We start from the raw sequence: 18,087 nt of genomic DNA, 5'->3' as shown, positions 1-18,087 counted from the left end.
CATGATGTCGGAAACCGAACCTACCGCTGCGATTTCGATCCCGGGCCCGACCGCGGACGTCACGGCGGCTGGCGAGCCTCCGATCCTCGATGTGCGCAAGCTCTCCGTTACCTTCCAGACCGAGAACGGCCCCGTGTGTGCCGTGCAGGACGTCTCCTTCGCCCTGAGACCGCGGCAGACTCTGGCATTGGTCGGCGAATCCGGGTCGGGCAAGAGCGTCACCAGCCTGGCGATCATGCGCCTGACGCCGCCGGCGCCCAAGGTCAGGCTGGGCGGTTCCGTGCTCCTGCAGGGCAGCGGAGCACCGCGCGATCTCGCCACGCTCGATAGCCAGGCCATGCGCCTGGTGCGCGGCAACGAGATCTCGATGATTTTCCAGGAGCCGATGACCTCGCTCAACCCCGTTCACCGCATCGGTGACCAGATTGCTGAGGCGGTGATGTTCCATCGCGGCATCGGCCGCCGTGCCGCCCTGGCGCGTGCCGAGGAACTGCTCGATCGGGTGGGCATCCCTGAAGCCCGGCACCGCCTGTCGTCCTATCCCCATCATCTGTCCGGCGGCATGCGCCAGCGCGTGATGATCGCGATAGCTCTGGCCTGCGATCCTCGCATCCTCATCGCCGACGAACCGACCACCGCGCTCGACGTCACCGTGCAGGCGCAGATCCTGGAACTATTGAAAGAGCTGCAGGCCGCCACCGGCATGGCGATCATCTTCATCACCCACAATCTCGGCGTGGTCGCCGAGATCGCCGACCAGGTCATGGTGATGTATGCCGGCCGCATCGTCGAGCAGGGCGGCGTCGTGCCGGTGATGAAACAGCCGCGCATGCCCTATACGCAAGGACTGCTGCGATCCGTGCCGCGCATGGATTTCGCCGGGCTGGGAAGCCGCCCGCTGGAGGCAATTCCCGGCAGCGTGCCCGACCCTCTGAACCCGCCGCCGGGCTGCGCATTCGAGCCGCGCTGCGCCCATGCCGAACCGGGCATCTGCGACAGCGCGATTCCGCCGTTGGAACCGGTGGCGGCCGGCCATCTGGTTCGCTGTGCCCGGTGGCAGGCTGTTGCGGGGGAAGCATGACGATGGCAGCGGCCTTTGACTCCTCGACGACAGCCGGGAAAGCGGACCCGCTTCTGCGGGTGGAAAACCTGCGGCAGTGGTACCGTATCGGTTCGGGCTTTCTCGGCCGCAGGGATCTCGTCCGCGCCGTCGAGGACGTGTCCTTCGATATCAGGCGCGGTGAGGTGCTAGGGCTCGTCGGCGAGTCAGGGTCGGGCAAGAGCACGCTCGGAAAAGCCGTGCTTCGCATGACCCATCCGACTGGAGGCCGCATCTTTCTTGACGGGCAGGACATCACGGACCTGGGCCGGCGCCAGTTGCGGCCCTTGCGCCCGCGCATGCAGCTGATCTTCCAGGACCCGTTCTCCTCGCTCAATCCGCGTATGACAGTCCGCCAGATCGTGGCCGCCCCGCTCGTGATCCAGCGGGCGGATCTGGACGAGGCGGCACGCCAGGCGCGCGTCCTTGAGGCGCTGGAACTGGTCGGTCTGTCCAACCAGTATGCCGATCGCTATCCGCATGAATTTTCGGGAGGACAGCGCCAGCGCATCGGCATTGCGCGCGCCTTCATCACCGAACCCAGCCTGCTTGTCGCTGACGAACCTGTTTCGGCCCTTGATGTCTCCATCCAAGCCCAGATCGTCAACCTGCTGATCGACATCAGGAAGAGGCTCAACCTCACGGTTCTGTTCATCAGCCATGACCTCGCGGTGGTCGGACATCTGTGCGACCGGGTGGCGGTGATATATCTTGGCCGCATCGTCGAGATCGCCGAAACCAACGCCCTGTTCCGGCAGCCGCGCCATCCCTATACGCAGGCCCTGTTCTCGGCTGTTCCGGTTCCCGATCCGACGCTGCGGCGCGAGCGCATCATCTTGAAGGGCGACATGCCCAGCCCGATCAATCCGCCCTCGGGGTGCGCCTTTCGCACGCGGTGCCGCTATGCCCTGCCGGCCTGTGCCGAAGCCGTGCCGCCGCTGAGGCAGGTCGCCGACGGCCACATGATCCGTTGCATTCGCGATGATCTCGGTCCGATTGCAAAGTTCGGCATTGTCACGGAAACAGCCGGGCTTGGGATAGGTAGGAAATGACGTCGACCCTCACACCCGCCATCGTTTCCAGCTCACGGTCACTCAAGGCGTCATTTGGCTGTACTATAGATCAGCGCATCTTTTTGCCCGCTTACGCTGCGTCCACAGCCTTCAACGTCGAACGTCACCTCATCCTGCGCTGAACCTTTACGACCTGCCGAGCCACTGCTCGGGCATGCGTCTAAACGATCCAGCCGAAGGTCAGGTTGATTTGGAAAAGCGCCCAGGCCGAAAGGGCGCAAGAAGGGGGTGGGGCTCTCCACTGGCAATTTCGCCTGCCAGCAACTCGCCGGCGATAAGACCAAGGGTCGCGCCACTGTGGCTGAAGGCGACGTGATAGCCCGGAATGCCTTCCAACTGTCCAAATACCGGCTCGCCGTCGCCCGGGATAGGTTTCGGGCCTGCCCCGTAAGAGTCCAGCTCAAGGCTGGGATTTCCTTCCAGGACATTTGAGGCTTCTTCGAGCAACCCGCGCACCGTTGAATCCTTGATCTCGAAGCCGCCGCCTGGGTGAAGGACAATTTCCTCCTCCGACCAGGCCGAGTCGAGAACCAATGCTCCCGTGGGAGTCGGCCGGATTGCGACACGGGGTGTGTTCAAGACAGCACGCAGCGCATGATCCACCGGCTTGGTGCGAACGAGCAATGCGATTGGCGTGCCATCGGCGATGTGGTGTCCATCCCGGGCGACAATGGCGGGCACGTCGGCACCGGTGGCCAGAAGAACCGCGTCTGCATCGAAATGTCGGCCGTCAGCCGTCAGAACACCGGTAGCGCGTCCCCCTGTGAGCGAGACCGTCGCCTTGCCCGCATTGGTGACCAGTTCACCACCCCTTTGCTGGAACTCCCCAAGCAGCACGCCGATCAGGGAAGGAAGATCGACCCAGCCTTCGCCCGGATTGAAGATTGCACCTTGGGCAGTAATCGAACGGGCGTCGACACCTGGCGTAACCGCGCCGACTTCCTTGGGCGACAGGAGCTGGGCATCATATCCAAGTGTCTTTTCATGGGCAAAAACCCCGGAAATGTCGTTCTTGTCATCGTCGGCGTCCCAGGTCAGACCTCCGTCGAAACGGAGCCAGCTGGCATCCGGATACTTCGCCGCCAAAGTGCGATAGCGGTCGATGCCGATCATCCGCAGGCGGTGATAGGCGTCGGAGCGCCTGCGCGACGAGTTCAGCCAGGCAAGCGACCGTCCCGATGCACCATTCGCCGGTTGTCCGTCCGTAACCAGGACTGTCGAAACGCCAAGACGGGCCAGATGAACGGCGGATGAGACGCCAAAAATGCCGGCGCCAACAACAATGGCGCGTGAAACGGGAGAGCATGCAGTCATTTCAAAAACTTTCAGGCATTTGGAAAAACACGAGGGTGATAGCGCTCGCGGTCAGAGCATCTCTGAAAGGAAGCGCTGGAGTCGCAGACTCTGTGGATTGCCGAAGATCGCTTCCGGCGGCCCGGCCTCGACGACCTTTCCTTCATCCATGAACACCACCTGGTCGGCGACGCGCCGCGCGAAATTCATTTCATGGGTAACCACCACCATGGTCATACCGCTCTTGCCGAGGCCCGCCATCAGATTGAGGACGCCCTTGACGAGTTCTGGATCGAGAGCACTCGTCACCTCATCGAAGAGCATCAGCTCCGGCTTCAGGGCAAGCGCCCGGGCGATAGCGACGCGTTGCTGCTGGCCACCGGAGAGATCGATCGGGCGGTGGCTCATGCGGCCAGCGAGCCCGACTTCGGCAAGACGCTCCTCAGCGATCCGCTTGGCCTCGGCGGCCGGAAGTCCCTGGACCTTGCGCAAGGCGAGCTGGACGTTACCGATCGCAGTATGATCGGGGAACAGGTTGAACTGCTGGAATACCATGCCGACGCGGCGGCGCAACAGATCGGCCCTGGTGCGCAGGATGCTTTTTCCATCGAGACGGATGTCGCCCGCCACGGGCTCGGCGAGGCGATTGAGACAGCGGAGCAGCGTCGACTTGCCTGACCCTGAAGGTCCGATCACGCAGGTGATGGTGCCCGCTTCGGCCTTCAGGCTCACGCCCCGCAACACCTTGAAATCGCCATAGGCCATATCGAGAGCGACGACGTCCAGCGCGGCGCCCTTGAGCTTTGCAGAGGGACTGATGGCTCTTTCGGGCATGACCGTGCCGGCTTCATCGAGGCCGCGGGTAGCGTCGGCGAGTTCTTTCACCTCGTCGAGCCCGCTGGTTACTGTCGAGATCTTGCGGCCCGTGCGCAGCTGACGATCGATGGCATTGACGACATGCGTCAGCGGCACCGTGATGAGGAGATAGAAAATTCCAGCCAGCATCAAGGGCGAGAGATTGCCTGATACCACGGCCTGGTCCTGTCCGACCCGGAACAGCTCCCGCTCGGAAGCCAGGAGGCCGAGAAAGTAGACAAGGCTGGAGTCCTTGATATTGCCAATGAACTGGTTGACGAGCGCCGGCAAGACGCGACGCACGCCTTGGGGGATGACGATCAGGCGCATGCCTTTGGGATAGGTCATCCCGAGGGCCCGGCAGGCTTCCAGCTGGCCGCGCTCGACGCTCTGGATACCGGCGCGGAAGATTTCACCGATATAGGCACCCGCGATCAGGCTCAGCGCCAGGATGCCGAGAGGATAGGGCGAAGGGCCAAAGACTTGCCGCCCGATGCCGGCGAGGCCCTGGCCGATCAAGAGGATCGTGACGATGGCCGGGAGGCCCCGGAAGATGTCGGTGTAGACGCGGGCAGGGGTTCGGATCCAGATGGAGCGGGAAATGCCCATGACCGCGAGGATCATGCCGATGACAATGCCCAGGAACGTGGAGGCGACGGCCAGCAGCAACGTGTTTTTGAGGCCGACCATCAGCATGTTCGGCAGCACGGCGGCCATAGAATCCCAATCGAAGAAGCTGCGTTGGATGATTTCGAACCAGCTCATGCAGCTGTCTTTCCCGGCATGCTTGAAAATGAGGGACGGTGGCCAGACGGTCCAGCAGCGGGCACACGACCTGGCCGGTGTCCGCTGGTGTTTGGTCGAGAAGTCCTTGCTTGGGTGCGCTTACTTGGGAAGATATTGCTCAGGCATCGGGGAGCCCGGAAACCATTTGGTATAAAGTGTCTTCCAGGTGCCATCCTGCATGGCTTCATGCAGCGCCTTGTTCAGGGCCTCGCGGAAGGCATCGTTGCCTTTCTTGACGACGAAGCCCGCCGGGGCATCGAAAGAGGGAATATTGATGGCGAGGTGGAGTCCGTTGAAGCGCTCGCCATATTGCTTGGCTGCTTCGTAGTCGAGGAAATGTGCGTCCACGGTCCCGCTATTGAGGGCCGAGATGGCCGAATTATTGTCAGGGAAGTTGACGATGTCGGACTTTGTGAAATGGGTCTTGGCATAGGTTTCCTGCAGCGTGCCCTGCACGGTGCCGACACGCTTTCCGGCCAGGTCGTCTGCGCTCTTGATCGCAGCGTCGGACGTTATGACGGTCAAGTAGCCGGCAAGATAACCGTCCGAGAAGTCCACCGTCTTCTTGCGCGCGTCGGTGGTACCGATCGCAGCAACCGCGACATCGAAGCGTCCATTCGCGACTGAAGGCAGCAAGGCCGAGAAGTCCTGCCCGGTGAATGTCACATGCTCCTTGTCGAAGCCGATACGGCGCGCAACGTCCAGGAAAAGCTCGACATCGAAGCCGTCGAACTGTCCGTTGGCATCCGTGAAAGTATAAGGCTTGGCATCCCCCATGCTGCCGACGCTGATCGTCGTTGGGTCGATGAGATTGTAAGGATTGTCGGTTGTCGCTGCGAAGCCACGCCCCGTCATTGCTAATGTCAGCGCACCGAACGCCGTCGCGGTGATCAACTCGCGACGATTGAGCCTTTTCATTGCGTTATCCCCTGGCATGTTGTTGAGACCGGTCTCATAGCATAATGAGACCGGTCTCTTCAATCGTAAATCTACATTGACGCCCCTATGGCAAAGGAGATAGTGGCGAGCTATGAACAACGATATCATCGCTAGACGGGCGGTCACCGTGGCCGATGTGGCGCGGGCCGCGCAGGTGTCGAAGGCGACGGCAGCCCGGGCATTGGGAGGTTATGGCTCGGTCAGTGCTGCCGTAACGCAGAGAGTCCTCGAGACCGCCCGTCGTCTCGACTACCGCCCGAATGAACTCGCGCGAACCATGGCAACGGGGCGCTCTGGTACCATCGGCGTGATTATCGGCGACATCGAGAACCCTTTCTTCGGCCTCGCTGTGCGTGGGATCAGTGATCTTGCGGCCGAAGCCGGCTTCGACGTCATTCTGTCCAATTCCAGTGAAACGCTCGCCGCCGAACAGTCTGCCACACGGGTCTTCCTGACCAAACGCGTCGACGGTTTGATCGTTGCTCCGGCAACAATGCATGACGGCGCTCATCTGAAGGACGCGCTGGCGCAGGGATGTCCGCTCGTACTGCTCGACCGCGACGTGCCGGGCCTGCCCGTCGACGTCGCGTTCATCGACGATCAGGCGGCCGCGCGGGAGGCAACAGACCTTCTGCTCGCGTCGGGCCATCGACGCCTGGCGTATATAACCGCGACGTCCGCTTCCGACACGCGATACTACGGCTCAGAACAGATCGCCCTGACAACCGTCCAGAACCGTATCGCCGGGTTTCTCGAAGCCGCGACAGCGGCAGGATTGACCGAATCCGAGCGGCAGATCCGCCTCGGTGCATCCACGACTACTCGGTCGCAGGCGATCCTCCTGGAACTCCTGCGCCAGCCCGACAGGCCGACCGCCGTACTTTCGTCCGACAGCAAGATCGCGCTTGAAGTCTTTCGTGCGGCAAGGGCTCTTGGTCTACGCGTGCCCCAGGATCTGTCGCTCATCACATTTGACGACGCGGACTGGACGAGCGCCGTATCACCGACAGTGACGGTGGTGTCTCAACCTTCCTACCAACTTGGTCACACGGCTGCGCGTATGCTGATCGACCGGATCAGTGGCGATACGGTGGCACCGCGACGCTGCGTTCTGGAAACAGCCTTGATTAATCGAGAGTCCGTATCTGTCTGGCCGGCTTTGCACGTCAAGAATCGGCTGTGACGTTGGAGCTAACTCTCCCTACGGGAGCCTGCCGCAAATTGGTGCTACACAATTGCGGAGCGAACACACAAAGGTGCGGTCGCAATCACAGACGAGCACCGTCTGTCGAATACGCGCTGGATTCGCAAAACGCCGTTTACGGTCCTCTTCGCTGAGTTCTTTGCCAGTTCTCGCGCTGATTTTCCCCGGCACGGCGCCGAATTGACAGCTGCCGCTCTCCCGCCCATCGCCAGTGAGGGCTCTGTCAGAGCAAATTGCAGAAGGTGGCCTGGAAGGGTAGGGAGCGAGGATGGTGAGCCCCAAACCCAATCCGTTTCGCCATTTCAATTCGTCGCCGGAGGTGATCCGCCTCGCTGTGATGATGTATGTGCGTTACCCATTGTCATTGAGGAATATGGAGGATCTGCTGCATGAGCGCGGCATCGACATCTGCGATGAGACGGTGAGGTTTTGGTGGAACCGTTTTGGCCCATTGTTCGCTGGCGATATCCGCAAGAGGCGAGTGAGAGCTAGAAACTTCAGCCGCTGGCGCTGGCACGTCGATGAGTTTTGTGAAGGTCGGCGGTAAGCTCCACTATCTTTGGCGGGCCGTCGATCACGAGGGCGAGGCGATATTTCCAGGCTACTTGACCGAGCCAGCTGTCATGCCAGCGAGGAAGAAGCGCTGGGCCAAGAGGTAAATGAGCAAGAGCGGTAGGGAGCCAAGAACGCTCATCGCCATCATCTGATTCCATTCGAAGGCGTGCTGCCCCATCAAAAGCTGAATGCCAATCGGGACAGTGCGCATGGACGTGGACTTGGTCAGGGTCAGGGCGAAAAGGAACTCATTCCAGCACAAAAGGAAGGTGTAGACCGAAGTGGCCACAATGCCAGGCAGTGAAATTGGGACGATCACCCGCCAGAGCGCCGTCCAGCTTGTGCCGCCGTCGACAGCGACCGCTTCGTCCAGATCACGAGGCAAAGTATTCAAATATCCTGTCATCAACAGGATCGCGTAAGGCAGCGTAAAGACCAGGTAGGTCAGGATGAGGGCGGCATAGGTGTCGAAGATGCCATATGAGACCACCAGCCCGAAGAAAGGGATAAGAAGCGTGATTGGGGGTATCGTCTGGGTACTGATGATCAGTGTGTTCAGACTGCCCTTGCCCCGGAAGTTGAAACGGCTGAATCCATAGGCTGCCAGCAAAGCGATCAGTACGGTGAGGACGGTCACCACCCCCGCCACAAAGTAGCTGTTGAAGAAAAAGCGCAGCTTTACCGGGTCGGTGAAGATGGTTGCATAGGCCTCCAGCGTGAAGGCCTTCGGCAAAATGGTTGGGGGCAGCGCAAAGATTTCGGTATTCGACTTAAACGAACTGCCTAGCATCCAATAAATCGGGAAGGCTGCGAAGAAGAGTCCCCCGGCAAGAGCTATGTGGAGCGCGAGGGTGATCAATCTGTCTTTGGGCGTGGTCCTTTTCCTCATGGTGTCCTACCGAGCCCTCTGATAGCGAATATAGAAAAGGGTGAGGCCGAGAGAGAGCAGCAAGATGACCACGGCGCTGGCTGACGCTTGTGACAGGTTGTAGCTCGAAAAGGCCAGCTTGTACGTGTAGGTGCTGAGCACCTCGGTCGCGTAGATCGGACCGCCGCCTGTCGTTATCCAAATCAGCGGGAAGACCTGCATCGTCCAGATGAAGTCGAGCAGTGAAATGCTGATGATAATCGGCATGAGTTGTGGGATGGTGATGAAGATCAGCTTTTGGTAGGCTTTAGCGCCATCGATATCGGCCGCTTCATAAAAATCCCTGGGAATGCCCTGCAAGCCAGCAAGCAAGCTGACCATGAACAGAGGGTATCCCGCCCAGATATTGGCGAAGGTGACGGCATGCAGCGCGGTTTCAGGCGAGGAAAACCACTCGATCTTGGAACCGATAATGCCGAGTTGCATGAGAATACTATTCACGACGCCGTTTGGCTCTAAAAGAAGCCGCCAAATCACCGCTATGATTACCGCGGTAAATAGCCAAGGCAATATATAGAGCACGCGAAGAACGTTGCGCAGCGTCGGATTGATCCGATCACTATTCAGCATAAGAGCAAAGACCATGCCGATGATCATGTGGAAGATGACGCTCATGCATGTGAAGTAAAGTGTGTGGCCCAGCGAGGCCCAGAATACGGGATCGTTAAAGATCGCCTGGTAGTGTTTTAACCCAGCAAAGGATGGATCGCGACGGAGTATGGCACTATTCTGAAAAGAATAGGTGATCACCGTCACCATTGGCAGCAACATTAGGAGGCCGAGTATGAGCAGCGAGGGCGAAAGATAAAGATACGGTGCGGCCGCTCGTTTCAGCTTGTAATAGGGGCGTTTCTGCCGGGTCATGTGTCAGCCTTAGGGTACGCCTTCAAGGGATGAGGCAAGCTTCGGAACCCTGCCGTCTGGCGTTGCAGATCTGTTGTTGCCGGGTGGCCCGCCCAAAGGCAGACCACCCGATACAAGCGGATCGCAAAAATGCCTAACGCCATTCAGAAATGCTTCATCCAGTTCGTTTGGGCGGCGCCCGCAGCCTGTTCGGGCGTTTGCTCGCCGGCGAGCATCTTCTGGGCTTCCACGTCGAACTGGGTCATAAGGTCTTCGGCGACGGGCAGGCCGGTAAACTCGTTGGCGAGATAGCCCGTCTTGAAGATGTCGAACGCCTTGCCGAATGCCTTGTCGGACGTCACGAAGTCAGGCTTGGCATTCACGTTCCCCGGGAAAGCATTAGCAAGGGATACGAGCCGGGCGTTCACCTTTTCACTCATCAGATACTGGACGAGTTTCCAGGCTTCCTCCTGGTGCTTCGAGGCCGAAGAGATGCCGATGCCCCATGAGGCATAGGGAAGGCCGCGCTTTCCGGTGTATCCTTCCACGACCGGGATCGGAATGATGTCGAAATTGAGTTTGGGATTGCGTTTGCGGATGAGGTTCACATGCGCAAGCGAGTCGATCATCATTCCGACCCGGTCGTTTACAAATTCCTCGACCTTCTCCTGTTCGCTCTTGTTGGCGATGCCTGGAGAGATGACGCCTGCGTCATTGAGTGACTTGACGTAGGTGAGCATATCGACGACCGGTTTGCCCTCCAGGCTGGGTTTGCCGTTCGTCATCATCGATTGACCGGATGCCCAAACCCAGGACATCATGTCGTTCTGGACACCAGACGGAGACTGCAGCGAGAGGGGAAGCACCCAGCCATACTGGTTCTTGTCGGCATGAGTCATCTTCTTGGCAGCTTCGAGAAAGTCGGAGCGGGTCGACGGCAGCTTGGTCACGCCTGCCTGGGTGGCAAGATCCAAGTTCACGAAGACCGGATAGACGAACGAAGCCACGGGAAACATGACCGCTTTGCCGTCTACCTTGATAATATCCGCGACCTGGCTCTTGTCGAACTTGCTCGCATCCATCATTGGATTCATGTCGGCGAGCGCATTCTGGGCATTCAGATTGTTCACCCAGGCGCCGTCAAGACCGACGACGTCGCTGAGGGTCCCAGTAGCGGCGCCGACCGAAATCTGGTCCCGCGTGGTCGCGTAAGGACCGCTGACCAACGTCACCTTGATTCCAGGGTTCGCGGCCTCGAAGTCATCCATGATCGCCCGCAGGGAGCCAGGCGGCAGCTCGGGTTCCCACCATTGGGTGAACTCCAGTGTGGTTTGCGCCATGGCGCCTGTTGCGCCGAGCAACCAGGCGGCGGCCGCCAGTTTTAGCGTTGCGGGATGTACCCGAAATGTCATTTTTTCCTCCCTCTTCAAGACGGCACGCCCAGTGCGGCCGACATCTGGTTAATTTAGAAGCTCAATTGCGACATCTCTCGATATTTGGTTGGCATTTTGGTAACTAGTATCTCCAAACTTGAAACTTCTGCCTGCTACAGCATTGTTAATTAACGAGATTCTTCAATTACGCTCTTGACACTTGCAAACGGATACGACGTAAAGGCACAACACGCCTTCCCTCACTGGATGCCCAACCATCAAACAGGCATTGGGCAGTTCCTTCTGCGAGACCTTCTGACAGGCCGGCCTTCGCGAATGAAACGTCAACTTGGACTTATCCTGGAGTCACTGTCCTTCCGGCCGGGACCCCAGCGTAAAGTCAGATCGCCAAATGCGTCTCGGGATCAAAGAAATGAAGCTTGGCATTGTCCAGGGCCAGCCGGATTTCCGAGCCCGCCCGAACAACACTAACGGGTTCGAATTTCGCCACCGCGTTTGACGTCAAGCCGAAATCGTCAACCGCGTCCGGATCTCCCGAGTCCACCCGGACTGCATCAATATTGAGATGGACGATATGTTCAGACCCGAGCTCCTCCATCGAAGTCACCTTAGCCGGTATCGTCTGATACTTGCGGCCCGACTCGAGATCGCTGTCATAAAGATCCTCCGGTCGGATGCCGAACACGACCTTGCGCCCTTCATATGACTTCAAGCCTGGCCGACGATCGAAGGCTGTGTCCTGTAGCCGGATGGCACACTCACGAAACAAGAGTTCACCGCTCCTCAGCGTCGCTTCGAAAAGATTCATCGAAGGGGAACCGATGAAGCCCGCAACGAAAGCATTCACTGGCGACTCGTAGAGTTTCTTGGGCGTGTCGACCTGCTGGAGCACGCCTCCCTTCATGACCGCGACCCTGTCCCCCATTGTCATTGCTTCGACTTGATCGTGGGTCACATAGATCGTTGTTACGCCAAGTTGCTTTTGGAGGCTGGTGATTTCCGCGCGCATTTGGACGCGCAGTTTCGCGTCAAGGTTGGACAGAGGTTCATCCATGAGAAAGGCGGCGGGCTCGCGTACCATCGCGCGACCCATGGCGACCCGCTGACGCTGCCCGCCGGACAGGTTCGCGGGCTTGCTATCCAGAAGCGAGGTCAGTTGCAGGGTTTTGGCAATCTCATCCACACGCCTTTTACGTTCGGCCTTTGACTTGCCCGCCAGCCGCATCGAAAAGGCAATGTTTTCGGACACCGTCATATGCGGATAGAGCGCATAGCTCTGGAAAACCATTGCGATGTCGCGGTCCTTGGGAGGCATGTCGGCCACGTCGACACCGCCGATGCGCAGGCTACCAGTGGTGATGTCCTCCAACCCCGCAATCATCCGCAGGGCGGTGGATTTGCCGCAGCCGGATGGCCCGACGAGAATCAAGAATTCACCATCCCTCACCGAGAGATTCAATTCCTTGATCGCGTGGAATTTGTTTCCGTAGGTCTTGTAGATATTCTCCAGAATGACTTCCGCCATATCCTCCCTCCACAAGCGTTACGGGTGCCACTGCGGTGGCAACTCCATTTTGCTCGGAACTCGCGGAAGAGTGTTCCGCGTCCCGTGCCTCCCTTATTTTTTCCTATTGCACAAATATTACAGAAAGTAAAATATTAATTACATATCAGAAATTTTTTTGATGACGACGGCAGAGCGTCCCTTATTTCAATTCGGCTGCGGACGGAGCGTCAGCGGATGCGAGGAGCTGCGCGACCTCATCGCAGGTCGGAAGTGCCTCGCGCCCGCCGCGCCCCTTTATCGACAGGGCCGCAGCAGCAGCTGCGAAGGCGACCCGGCCTGCACTGTCGGCTCCGCGGGTCAATGCATGGGCATAGGCACCGTGGAAGCAGTCCCCCGCGCCGGTCGTGTCAACGACAGGGACGCAGTGAGCCGGTAGGTGCCAGAGTTTTGTCTCGTCGCGCCCGCGAAAATAGACGCCCCTCTCGCCATCGGTCAGAACCACATCGGCCCGCGATGGCGACCAGAGTGCATCAAGTATCTCGGTGGGCGACCAACAGCCTGTCGCGAGCCGTGCAAAGCCCAGAGGAAGGATCAGGTGATCACAGAGCCCAATTAGCCTGTCCGTGGCTGGACCGCTGCCCCATTCGATATCGCCCAGGATTGCTACGCCAAGATTTCGAGCCCGAGCCACGACGTCCAACGACTGCGTCGCATAGCTATCGATGATCAGAACCGCAGCGCTACCCAGGACTTCGTCTGGCAGATCTGAGGCGGTGCCCAGCATTGCGTCGTCATCATAGGCGATAAATCGGTCTCCGTCTGGGCCGACGATAATTCGCGACCGGATCGGACGGGCGCCGGGGTGGCGTGGCGCGAATGCCGTTTCGACACCGCTAGCGGCGAGATCGCACAGTACAAGGTCATCCGTCGCGTTGCCGAGCCACCCTACGAACCCCGCGGTTCCCCCGAGACGCGCGACGGCGGCAAGGGCCGTCGCGACATTACCACCGAAAGCCTGGGTGCTATGCAGCACCTTCCCCTTGCCCGCCGACAACGACTGATCAACGTAGATAAGTTCGTCGATGGCAATGGAGCCGAAGCCCAGAATTGAAGGCACCGCCGGCATGTTCAGGCGCCTGCCTTCGCGATGGCATCTGCCGCCGAAAGGCCGTCGTGTATGACGCTCCGAAAGGCATGTGCTGCCTTGGCTGGATCGCCATGCCCCCAGAGATTGCGGCCCACTACCGCACCGCGAGCTCCGGCCCGAAGGGCATCTGCAGTCTGTTGAAGCGCACCGAGCAGGGACTCGGTTCTTGGGCCACCGGCGATCACAACCGGTACAGGGCAGGTCCGCACTGTCTCCTTGAAGGACTCAAAATCCCCTGTGTAGCCGATCTTGATCACGTCCACGCCCGTTTCATAGCCGATGCGCGCGGCATAGGCGATCTCCTCTGGCGTGAACACGATCTTTGCTCCATCGGTGAAATCGCGAGGATAGATATGTGCCACCACCGGCATCCCGTAGCGGGCCGCCGCATTCACCGAATCGGTCAGCCAGCGGATGTACTTACCTTCAGTCGCGCCCCGCACCGGAATGGCCACGGCCAATGCATCGGCCCCAGCACGCACCGCATCCTCAGGCGTGGCAATCAACTCGCTAATCCGATCGTCCGCCGTGAAGCACCCCGCCTGGATTACTAAGGAAGCCTTGCCCGCATATTGCGGCCACAGGTGGCGCGCCGCGCCAGGCTGGATACTGACGTAGTCGGGTTTGCCCGCCATTACTCGTGCCAGAGCGCCGGGTAGATCGGCAAGGCCGCCCTTGCGCACGTCGCCATAGCCGACGAAGTGATCGACCGCACCACCAAAAAGGTTCCCCGATGGATGCGAAAAGAGGCGCGCAAGGCGCACTTTGGTTCCCAAACTCATGAGTGACGAATTCCTTATTCGAAGGATTTGAAATCCATGATCAGTCTTGTGCGAAAGGAAAGAAAAATGCAATATTTCGAAATCTTTCGAATTTGCTTATTTGGGCTGTTCGGGTTGAGGTCACAAACGGACGCTTGGCACGGGACGGTTCGGCCAGGACGTGGAGGTGTAAGCCGGCAATGTTGACCGAGCAGAGAAGACAGCTGATTTTGAATGAAGTGCAGCGCAATGGACAGGTTCGCACGAAGGACCTGTCAGATGGTTTTGGCGTTTCGGAAGTCACTGTGCGTGCGGATCTGGAGATGTTGGACCGCAAAGGGCTGCTGACCAAGATCCACGGGGGGGCGGTAACTCGGACCACCGACTCGACCTCGGCCGCCTTTGCCACGCGGATGCAGACAAATCTCGAGGCAAAGAAGCGCATCGCCCGGGCAGCGGTCGAGTTTTTCGAGGATAACCAGTCGGTGATCTTCGACGGAGGCTCGACGTTGTTGCAGGTGGCAATGCAGTTGCCTCCGGTCAACAATGTTGTGCTTGCGACCACTGCCATGAACGTCGTGCAGCATCTCATGCATCGTCCAGGGCTCGACGTGCATATGATCGGTGGCCGGGTCTATCCCGACACGATAAGCACACTGATCACCGACGCCGAGGCAGCCCTCGGCGGGCTTGTCGCCCATCAGGTCTTCGTCGGGGCGCATGCCATAGATTCGTCATTGGATGTGGTCGACGTAAGTGAGGATGTGGCGCGAACGAAGCGGAACCTCGTTCGCATGGCCCGGCGTGTTGTCCTCCTTGCCGATTCGAGCAAGTGGGGCATCAGCGCGACTTCCAAGGCATTTTCGCTTTCATCCGTCGATCTTGTCATCACCGACGACGGTCTTCCGGATACAATACGAAGCCAGTTGGATCGGATAGGGACCCAGGTCATCTATGCCTGAAGCCACCGGGGTTGCCGGCCCTTCAGACAAAATTCAATGCGCGCAAGGTCCGAAGATTTGCGCTGACCGCTGCGGCAGGGTCGTTTCTGGCGCTGTCGGACTCCTCCTCGATCACTACCCAGCCGTTGAACTCCGGCGCATGGCAGACCCTATCGAGGACCAAAGCCAGGTCGCAGACCCCTTCGCCCAGCATCGTCCAGTTTCCAGCGGCATCCACATCCTTCAGGTGCACGTAACGGATGCGCTCCGCGAATGCGGTCAGTGTCTCGGCCATGCTTTGACCACCGCGCAGGATGTGACCGGTATCCGGCACCCAGCCTAAGCCCTCATCCAACAGGGAAAACATGAGATCGTAGTCCGCCTTGTCGAACAAAAGTGTGTTGTGGTGCGAGGAGGGGTGAAGTGCCACCGTCACACCCACACCACGCCCGATCTCGGCGGACCGATTATAGATTTCGGCGGCGGTTTCGAACTTATCATTCCGCGAACCGGCGGATATCACCGTCGCCGATCCCATTGACAACAGGGCGCCGGGAAAATGCGAGGCGAAGTCGGCCCATTTTCTGCAGGTATCAAGATCGGACAAGAACCGGCTTGGCTCAGTGAAGCCGCCATCCGAACCATAGGCGAAGGAGACGAGCCTGAGACCGGCATCTGCCAGCCGGGTTGAGAAGTCCGCCGGACGGTGGGCATAGTCTCCGATCATTTTGTCAGTGATTTCGATGCCCTCGTAGCCCCCGGCGCTAATGGCCTGAACGAGATCATCCGGGCTGCCCGTCCAATTGCTGCCCAACATTTCCCAAGTGAACGTCTGGCAACCGTATTTTAAAGCGTTTTTACTCATCATCGTCCTCCTGCGCGACGCGCGTCCATGGTCGGCGTTCAATCGCCACTCCGAACGAGGCTTTCAGCGCGTTTCCTATTATCCTTTTTCTTGCATAATGTAATTTAGAATTTTACAATCTGTCAATTAATTTGGTCAAACGGCGAAAGAGTGTCATCTGCCGACAAGGGGGCACGGAAAAGACAATGTCAAAAGGAACGAGCGACCAGTTGCGGATCGGCGTCGTCGGGTGCGGAAGTATCTCGCTCGCCTACCTGCGGAATGCACCTCTTTTTCACGGCGTCAGGATCGTTGCCTGTGCCGATCTGAACCCTGCGGCGGCGAAAGAGAAGGCTGAGGCTTTCGGACTGCAGGCGTTGGACAGCGATCAGTTGATCAAGTCGCCCAGCGTCGATCTGGTACTGAACCTGACGGTCCCGAGCGCGCATTTCGAAATATCAATGCGGGCCCTCAATGAGGGCAAGCATGTGTTTACCGAAAAGCCCCTGAGTGCCACGGCGAAGGAAGGGCGGATGCTCGTGGAGACTGCCGAAAAATATGGGCTGGTCATTGGCTCCGCTCCTGATACGTTTTTGGGTGCTGCCGGGCGTCATGCGCGCATGCTTGTCGAGAGCGGCAAAATCGGGATGCCGGTTATCGGCACCGCGTTCATGATGGGCCGGGGCATGGAGCACTGGCACCCCGATCCTGGTTTCTACTACCAGCCAGGCGGTGGCCCTGTGCTGGATATGGGTCCCTATTACCTGAGCATGCTTGTCAATCTGATTGGCCCGATCCGTCGCGTCCACGCCATCGCGACCAGCGCATACCCTGAACGGTTGATTACCGCTGAGGGCCCACGCAAAGGCACTCGCGTCCCGGTTGCTACGCCCACGAGCTTATTGTCACTCTTGGAATTCGCCTCCGGCGTAAAGATCACGTTTGGCGCGTCCTGGGATGTGTTCCGTCATAGCAACCGGCCCATTGAATTGCATGGGACGGAGGGCTCAATAGGGCTACCAGATCCTGACAATTTCAGCGGCATCGTCAGCCTGTCGGACCATGGCGGGCCGTGGTCGAACGTGGACACCAGCGCTCTGCCGTTCGGCGCGCTGAACTGGCCGGCCGAGGCGCCAGATCGGGGAAACTACCGCATGCTGGGGCTCGCCGATCTTGCCGCCGGCTTGCGCGAGGGACGCAAGCCACGCGTATCCGGCGACCTTGCGCTCCACGTCCTTGAAGTCATGGAGGCGATCCTGACCGCAGGCGAGTCCGGAGGACCACAAGATATCGCCCCTACGTCATGCCGGCCGGAGGCTTTGCCGGAAGAAGATGCGCGGAAGTTGCTGGCATGAGCAAGCTCGACCCTTCGGCCGCGACATTTCTGAAACGAGCAGAGGCGGCGCGACTTCCTTCGCTTGTCGAATTTTCAGCGGCGGCGGCGCGGAAGCGCTTTCATGATGGATTTGCGCTGGATCAGGCGCCCCTCCAGCCCGTCGCCGAAATCGAAGAGATCCGGTGCGGCACGGTACGCTTGAAATGTTGGCGCGGGATTTCGGCTCCGGTGGCTGGTGCTCCCTCGCTGATGTATCTGCATGGGGGTGGATGGCTGTTCGGTTCGCCCGAAACGCATGAGGAAATTTGCCGCCGGATCGCCAATCTTGCAGGGGCCGTCGTCGCGGCGCCGGACTACCGTCTGGCCCCGGAGGCGCCTTTCCCGTCAGGTCTCGAGGATTGTGCGGATGCGCTGCGGTATCTCCATCGAAATGCATCAAGGCTCGGGCTCGATCCGAGGCGGATCGCGGTAGGCGGGGACAGCTCCGGCGGAAACCTTGCTGCCGTACTTGCTCTAATGGCTAGGTGTGAGCTTTCAGGAGGTTGTCCATTCGGAAGCGACCGGGAAGATTGAGGTTGTCGA

General features: G+C 59.3%; 18 protein-coding genes. 8 read left to right on the top strand and 10 right to left on the bottom strand.

The genetic code is table 11. The features are described 5' to 3' along the window. The first annotated feature begins 1 nt into the window (after position 1). Entirely contained in the window at positions 2 to 1,081 is a 1,080-nt protein-coding gene (locus tag QQL24_RS04180) for an ABC transporter ATP-binding protein (protein ID WP_284310651.1), read from the top strand. A 2-nt stretch (positions 1,082 to 1,083) separates the two neighbouring features. Next, a complete protein-coding gene (locus tag QQL24_RS04175) occupies positions 1,084 to 2,151 on the top strand; it encodes an ABC transporter ATP-binding protein (protein ID WP_284310650.1) in 1,068 nt (355 codons plus the stop codon). A gap of 201 nt (positions 2,152 to 2,352) precedes the next feature. On the opposite strand, the gene QQL24_RS04170 is transcribed toward QQL24_RS04175, so the two are convergent. From QQL24_RS04170 to QQL24_RS04160, 3 genes are all read right to left on the bottom strand, one after another. Next, on the bottom strand, positions 2,353 to 3,486 hold the full coding sequence (locus QQL24_RS04170; RefSeq protein WP_284310649.1) for an NAD(P)/FAD-dependent oxidoreductase: 1,134 nt from the start codon (positions 3,484 to 3,486) through the stop codon (positions 2,353 to 2,355). 51 nt (positions 3,487 to 3,537) lie between these two features. Beyond that, positions 3,538 to 5,085, bottom strand: coding sequence for an amino acid ABC transporter permease/ATP-binding protein (locus QQL24_RS04165; protein ID WP_284310648.1), 1,548 nt, complete (start codon positions 5,083 to 5,085; stop codon positions 3,538 to 3,540). A gap of 120 nt (positions 5,086 to 5,205) precedes the next feature. After that, on the bottom strand, positions 5,206 to 6,024 hold the full coding sequence (locus QQL24_RS04160; RefSeq protein WP_284310647.1) for an ABC transporter substrate-binding protein: 819 nt from the start codon (positions 6,022 to 6,024) through the stop codon (positions 5,206 to 5,208). A gap of 112 nt (positions 6,025 to 6,136) precedes the next feature. Here QQL24_RS04160 and QQL24_RS04155 point away from each other — a divergent pair, with 112 nt between their 5' ends. The 3 genes from QQL24_RS04155 (at position 6,137) to QQL24_RS36530 (ending at position 7,908) form a co-directional block, all read left to right on the top strand. Then, positions 6,137 to 7,228 carry a LacI family DNA-binding transcriptional regulator gene (locus tag QQL24_RS04155; RefSeq protein ID WP_284310646.1) on the top strand — a complete coding sequence of 364 codons (1,092 nt, stop codon included), beginning with the start codon at positions 6,137 to 6,139 and terminating at the stop codon, positions 7,226 to 7,228. Between the two features lie 289 nt (positions 7,229 to 7,517). Continuing rightward, positions 7,518 to 7,796, top strand: a complete 279-nt coding sequence (locus QQL24_RS04150) for a hypothetical protein (RefSeq protein WP_284310645.1) — start codon at positions 7,518 to 7,520, stop codon at positions 7,794 to 7,796. After that, positions 7,771 to 7,908: a DDE-type integrase/transposase/recombinase gene (locus QQL24_RS36530; protein ID WP_284310644.1), complete on the top strand. Its 138-nt coding sequence runs from the start codon at positions 7,771 to 7,773 to the stop codon at positions 7,906 to 7,908. The genes QQL24_RS04150 and QQL24_RS36530 overlap by 26 nt, the downstream gene beginning before the upstream one ends. On the opposite strand, the gene QQL24_RS04140 is transcribed toward QQL24_RS36530, so the two are convergent. From QQL24_RS04140 to QQL24_RS04115, 6 genes are all read right to left on the bottom strand, one after another. After that, on the bottom strand, positions 7,851 to 8,693 hold the full coding sequence (locus QQL24_RS04140; protein ID WP_284310643.1) for a carbohydrate ABC transporter permease: 843 nt from the start codon (positions 8,691 to 8,693) through the stop codon (positions 7,851 to 7,853). The two genes, QQL24_RS36530 and QQL24_RS04140, sit on opposite strands and share 58 nt — an antisense overlap. 6 nt (positions 8,694 to 8,699) lie before the next feature. Continuing rightward, entirely contained in the window at positions 8,700 to 9,596 is an 897-nt protein-coding gene (locus QQL24_RS04135; RefSeq protein ID WP_284310642.1) for a carbohydrate ABC transporter permease, read from the bottom strand. 143 nt (positions 9,597 to 9,739) lie between these two features. Continuing rightward, positions 9,740 to 10,987: an ABC transporter substrate-binding protein gene (locus QQL24_RS04130; protein ID WP_284310641.1), complete on the bottom strand. Its 1,248-nt coding sequence runs from the start codon at positions 10,985 to 10,987 to the stop codon at positions 9,740 to 9,742. A gap of 361 nt (positions 10,988 to 11,348) precedes the next feature. Continuing rightward, a complete protein-coding gene (locus tag QQL24_RS04125) occupies positions 11,349 to 12,494 on the bottom strand; it encodes an ABC transporter ATP-binding protein (RefSeq protein ID WP_284310640.1) in 1,146 nt (381 codons plus the stop codon). Between the two features lie 181 nt (positions 12,495 to 12,675). Further along, positions 12,676 to 13,602, bottom strand: a complete 927-nt coding sequence (locus QQL24_RS04120) for a PfkB family carbohydrate kinase (protein ID WP_284310639.1) — start codon at positions 13,600 to 13,602, stop codon at positions 12,676 to 12,678. Between the two features lie 2 nt (positions 13,603 to 13,604). Continuing rightward, positions 13,605 to 14,405 (bottom strand): class I fructose-bisphosphate aldolase, encoded by an 801-nt coding sequence (locus tag QQL24_RS04115; RefSeq protein ID WP_284310638.1) that lies wholly within the window; start codon positions 14,403 to 14,405, stop codon positions 13,605 to 13,607. 179 nt (positions 14,406 to 14,584) lie between these two features. On the opposite strand from QQL24_RS04115, the gene QQL24_RS04110 reads away from it, so the two are divergent. Beyond that, positions 14,585 to 15,346 carry a DeoR/GlpR family DNA-binding transcription regulator gene (locus QQL24_RS04110; RefSeq protein ID WP_284310637.1) on the top strand — a complete coding sequence of 254 codons (762 nt, stop codon included), beginning with the start codon at positions 14,585 to 14,587 and terminating at the stop codon, positions 15,344 to 15,346. Between the two features lie 22 nt (positions 15,347 to 15,368). On the opposite strand, the gene QQL24_RS04105 is transcribed toward QQL24_RS04110, so the two are convergent. Then, positions 15,369 to 16,190, bottom strand: a complete 822-nt coding sequence (locus tag QQL24_RS04105) for a sugar phosphate isomerase/epimerase family protein (protein ID WP_284310636.1) — start codon at positions 16,188 to 16,190, stop codon at positions 15,369 to 15,371. A gap of 185 nt (positions 16,191 to 16,375) precedes the next feature. On the opposite strand from QQL24_RS04105, the gene QQL24_RS04100 reads away from it, so the two are divergent. Then, positions 16,376 to 17,524 (top strand): Gfo/Idh/MocA family protein, encoded by a 1,149-nt coding sequence (locus QQL24_RS04100; protein WP_284310635.1) that lies wholly within the window; start codon positions 16,376 to 16,378, stop codon positions 17,522 to 17,524. Continuing rightward, positions 17,521 to 18,078 carry an alpha/beta hydrolase gene (locus QQL24_RS04095; protein WP_284310634.1) on the top strand — a complete coding sequence of 186 codons (558 nt, stop codon included), beginning with the start codon at positions 17,521 to 17,523 and terminating at the stop codon, positions 18,076 to 18,078. Before QQL24_RS04100 ends, QQL24_RS04095 begins: the two co-directional genes overlap by 4 nt. Positions 18,079 to 18,087 lie beyond the last annotated feature (9 nt).

It is taken from the genome of Labrys miyagiensis, from assembly GCF_030160835.1.
In the GTDB taxonomy this organism is placed as follows: domain Bacteria; phylum Pseudomonadota; class Alphaproteobacteria; order Rhizobiales; family Labraceae; genus Labrys; species Labrys miyagiensis.
The sequence above is the reverse complement of the archived record's forward strand: the minus strand, read 5'-3'. Positions and strand labels throughout refer to the sequence as shown.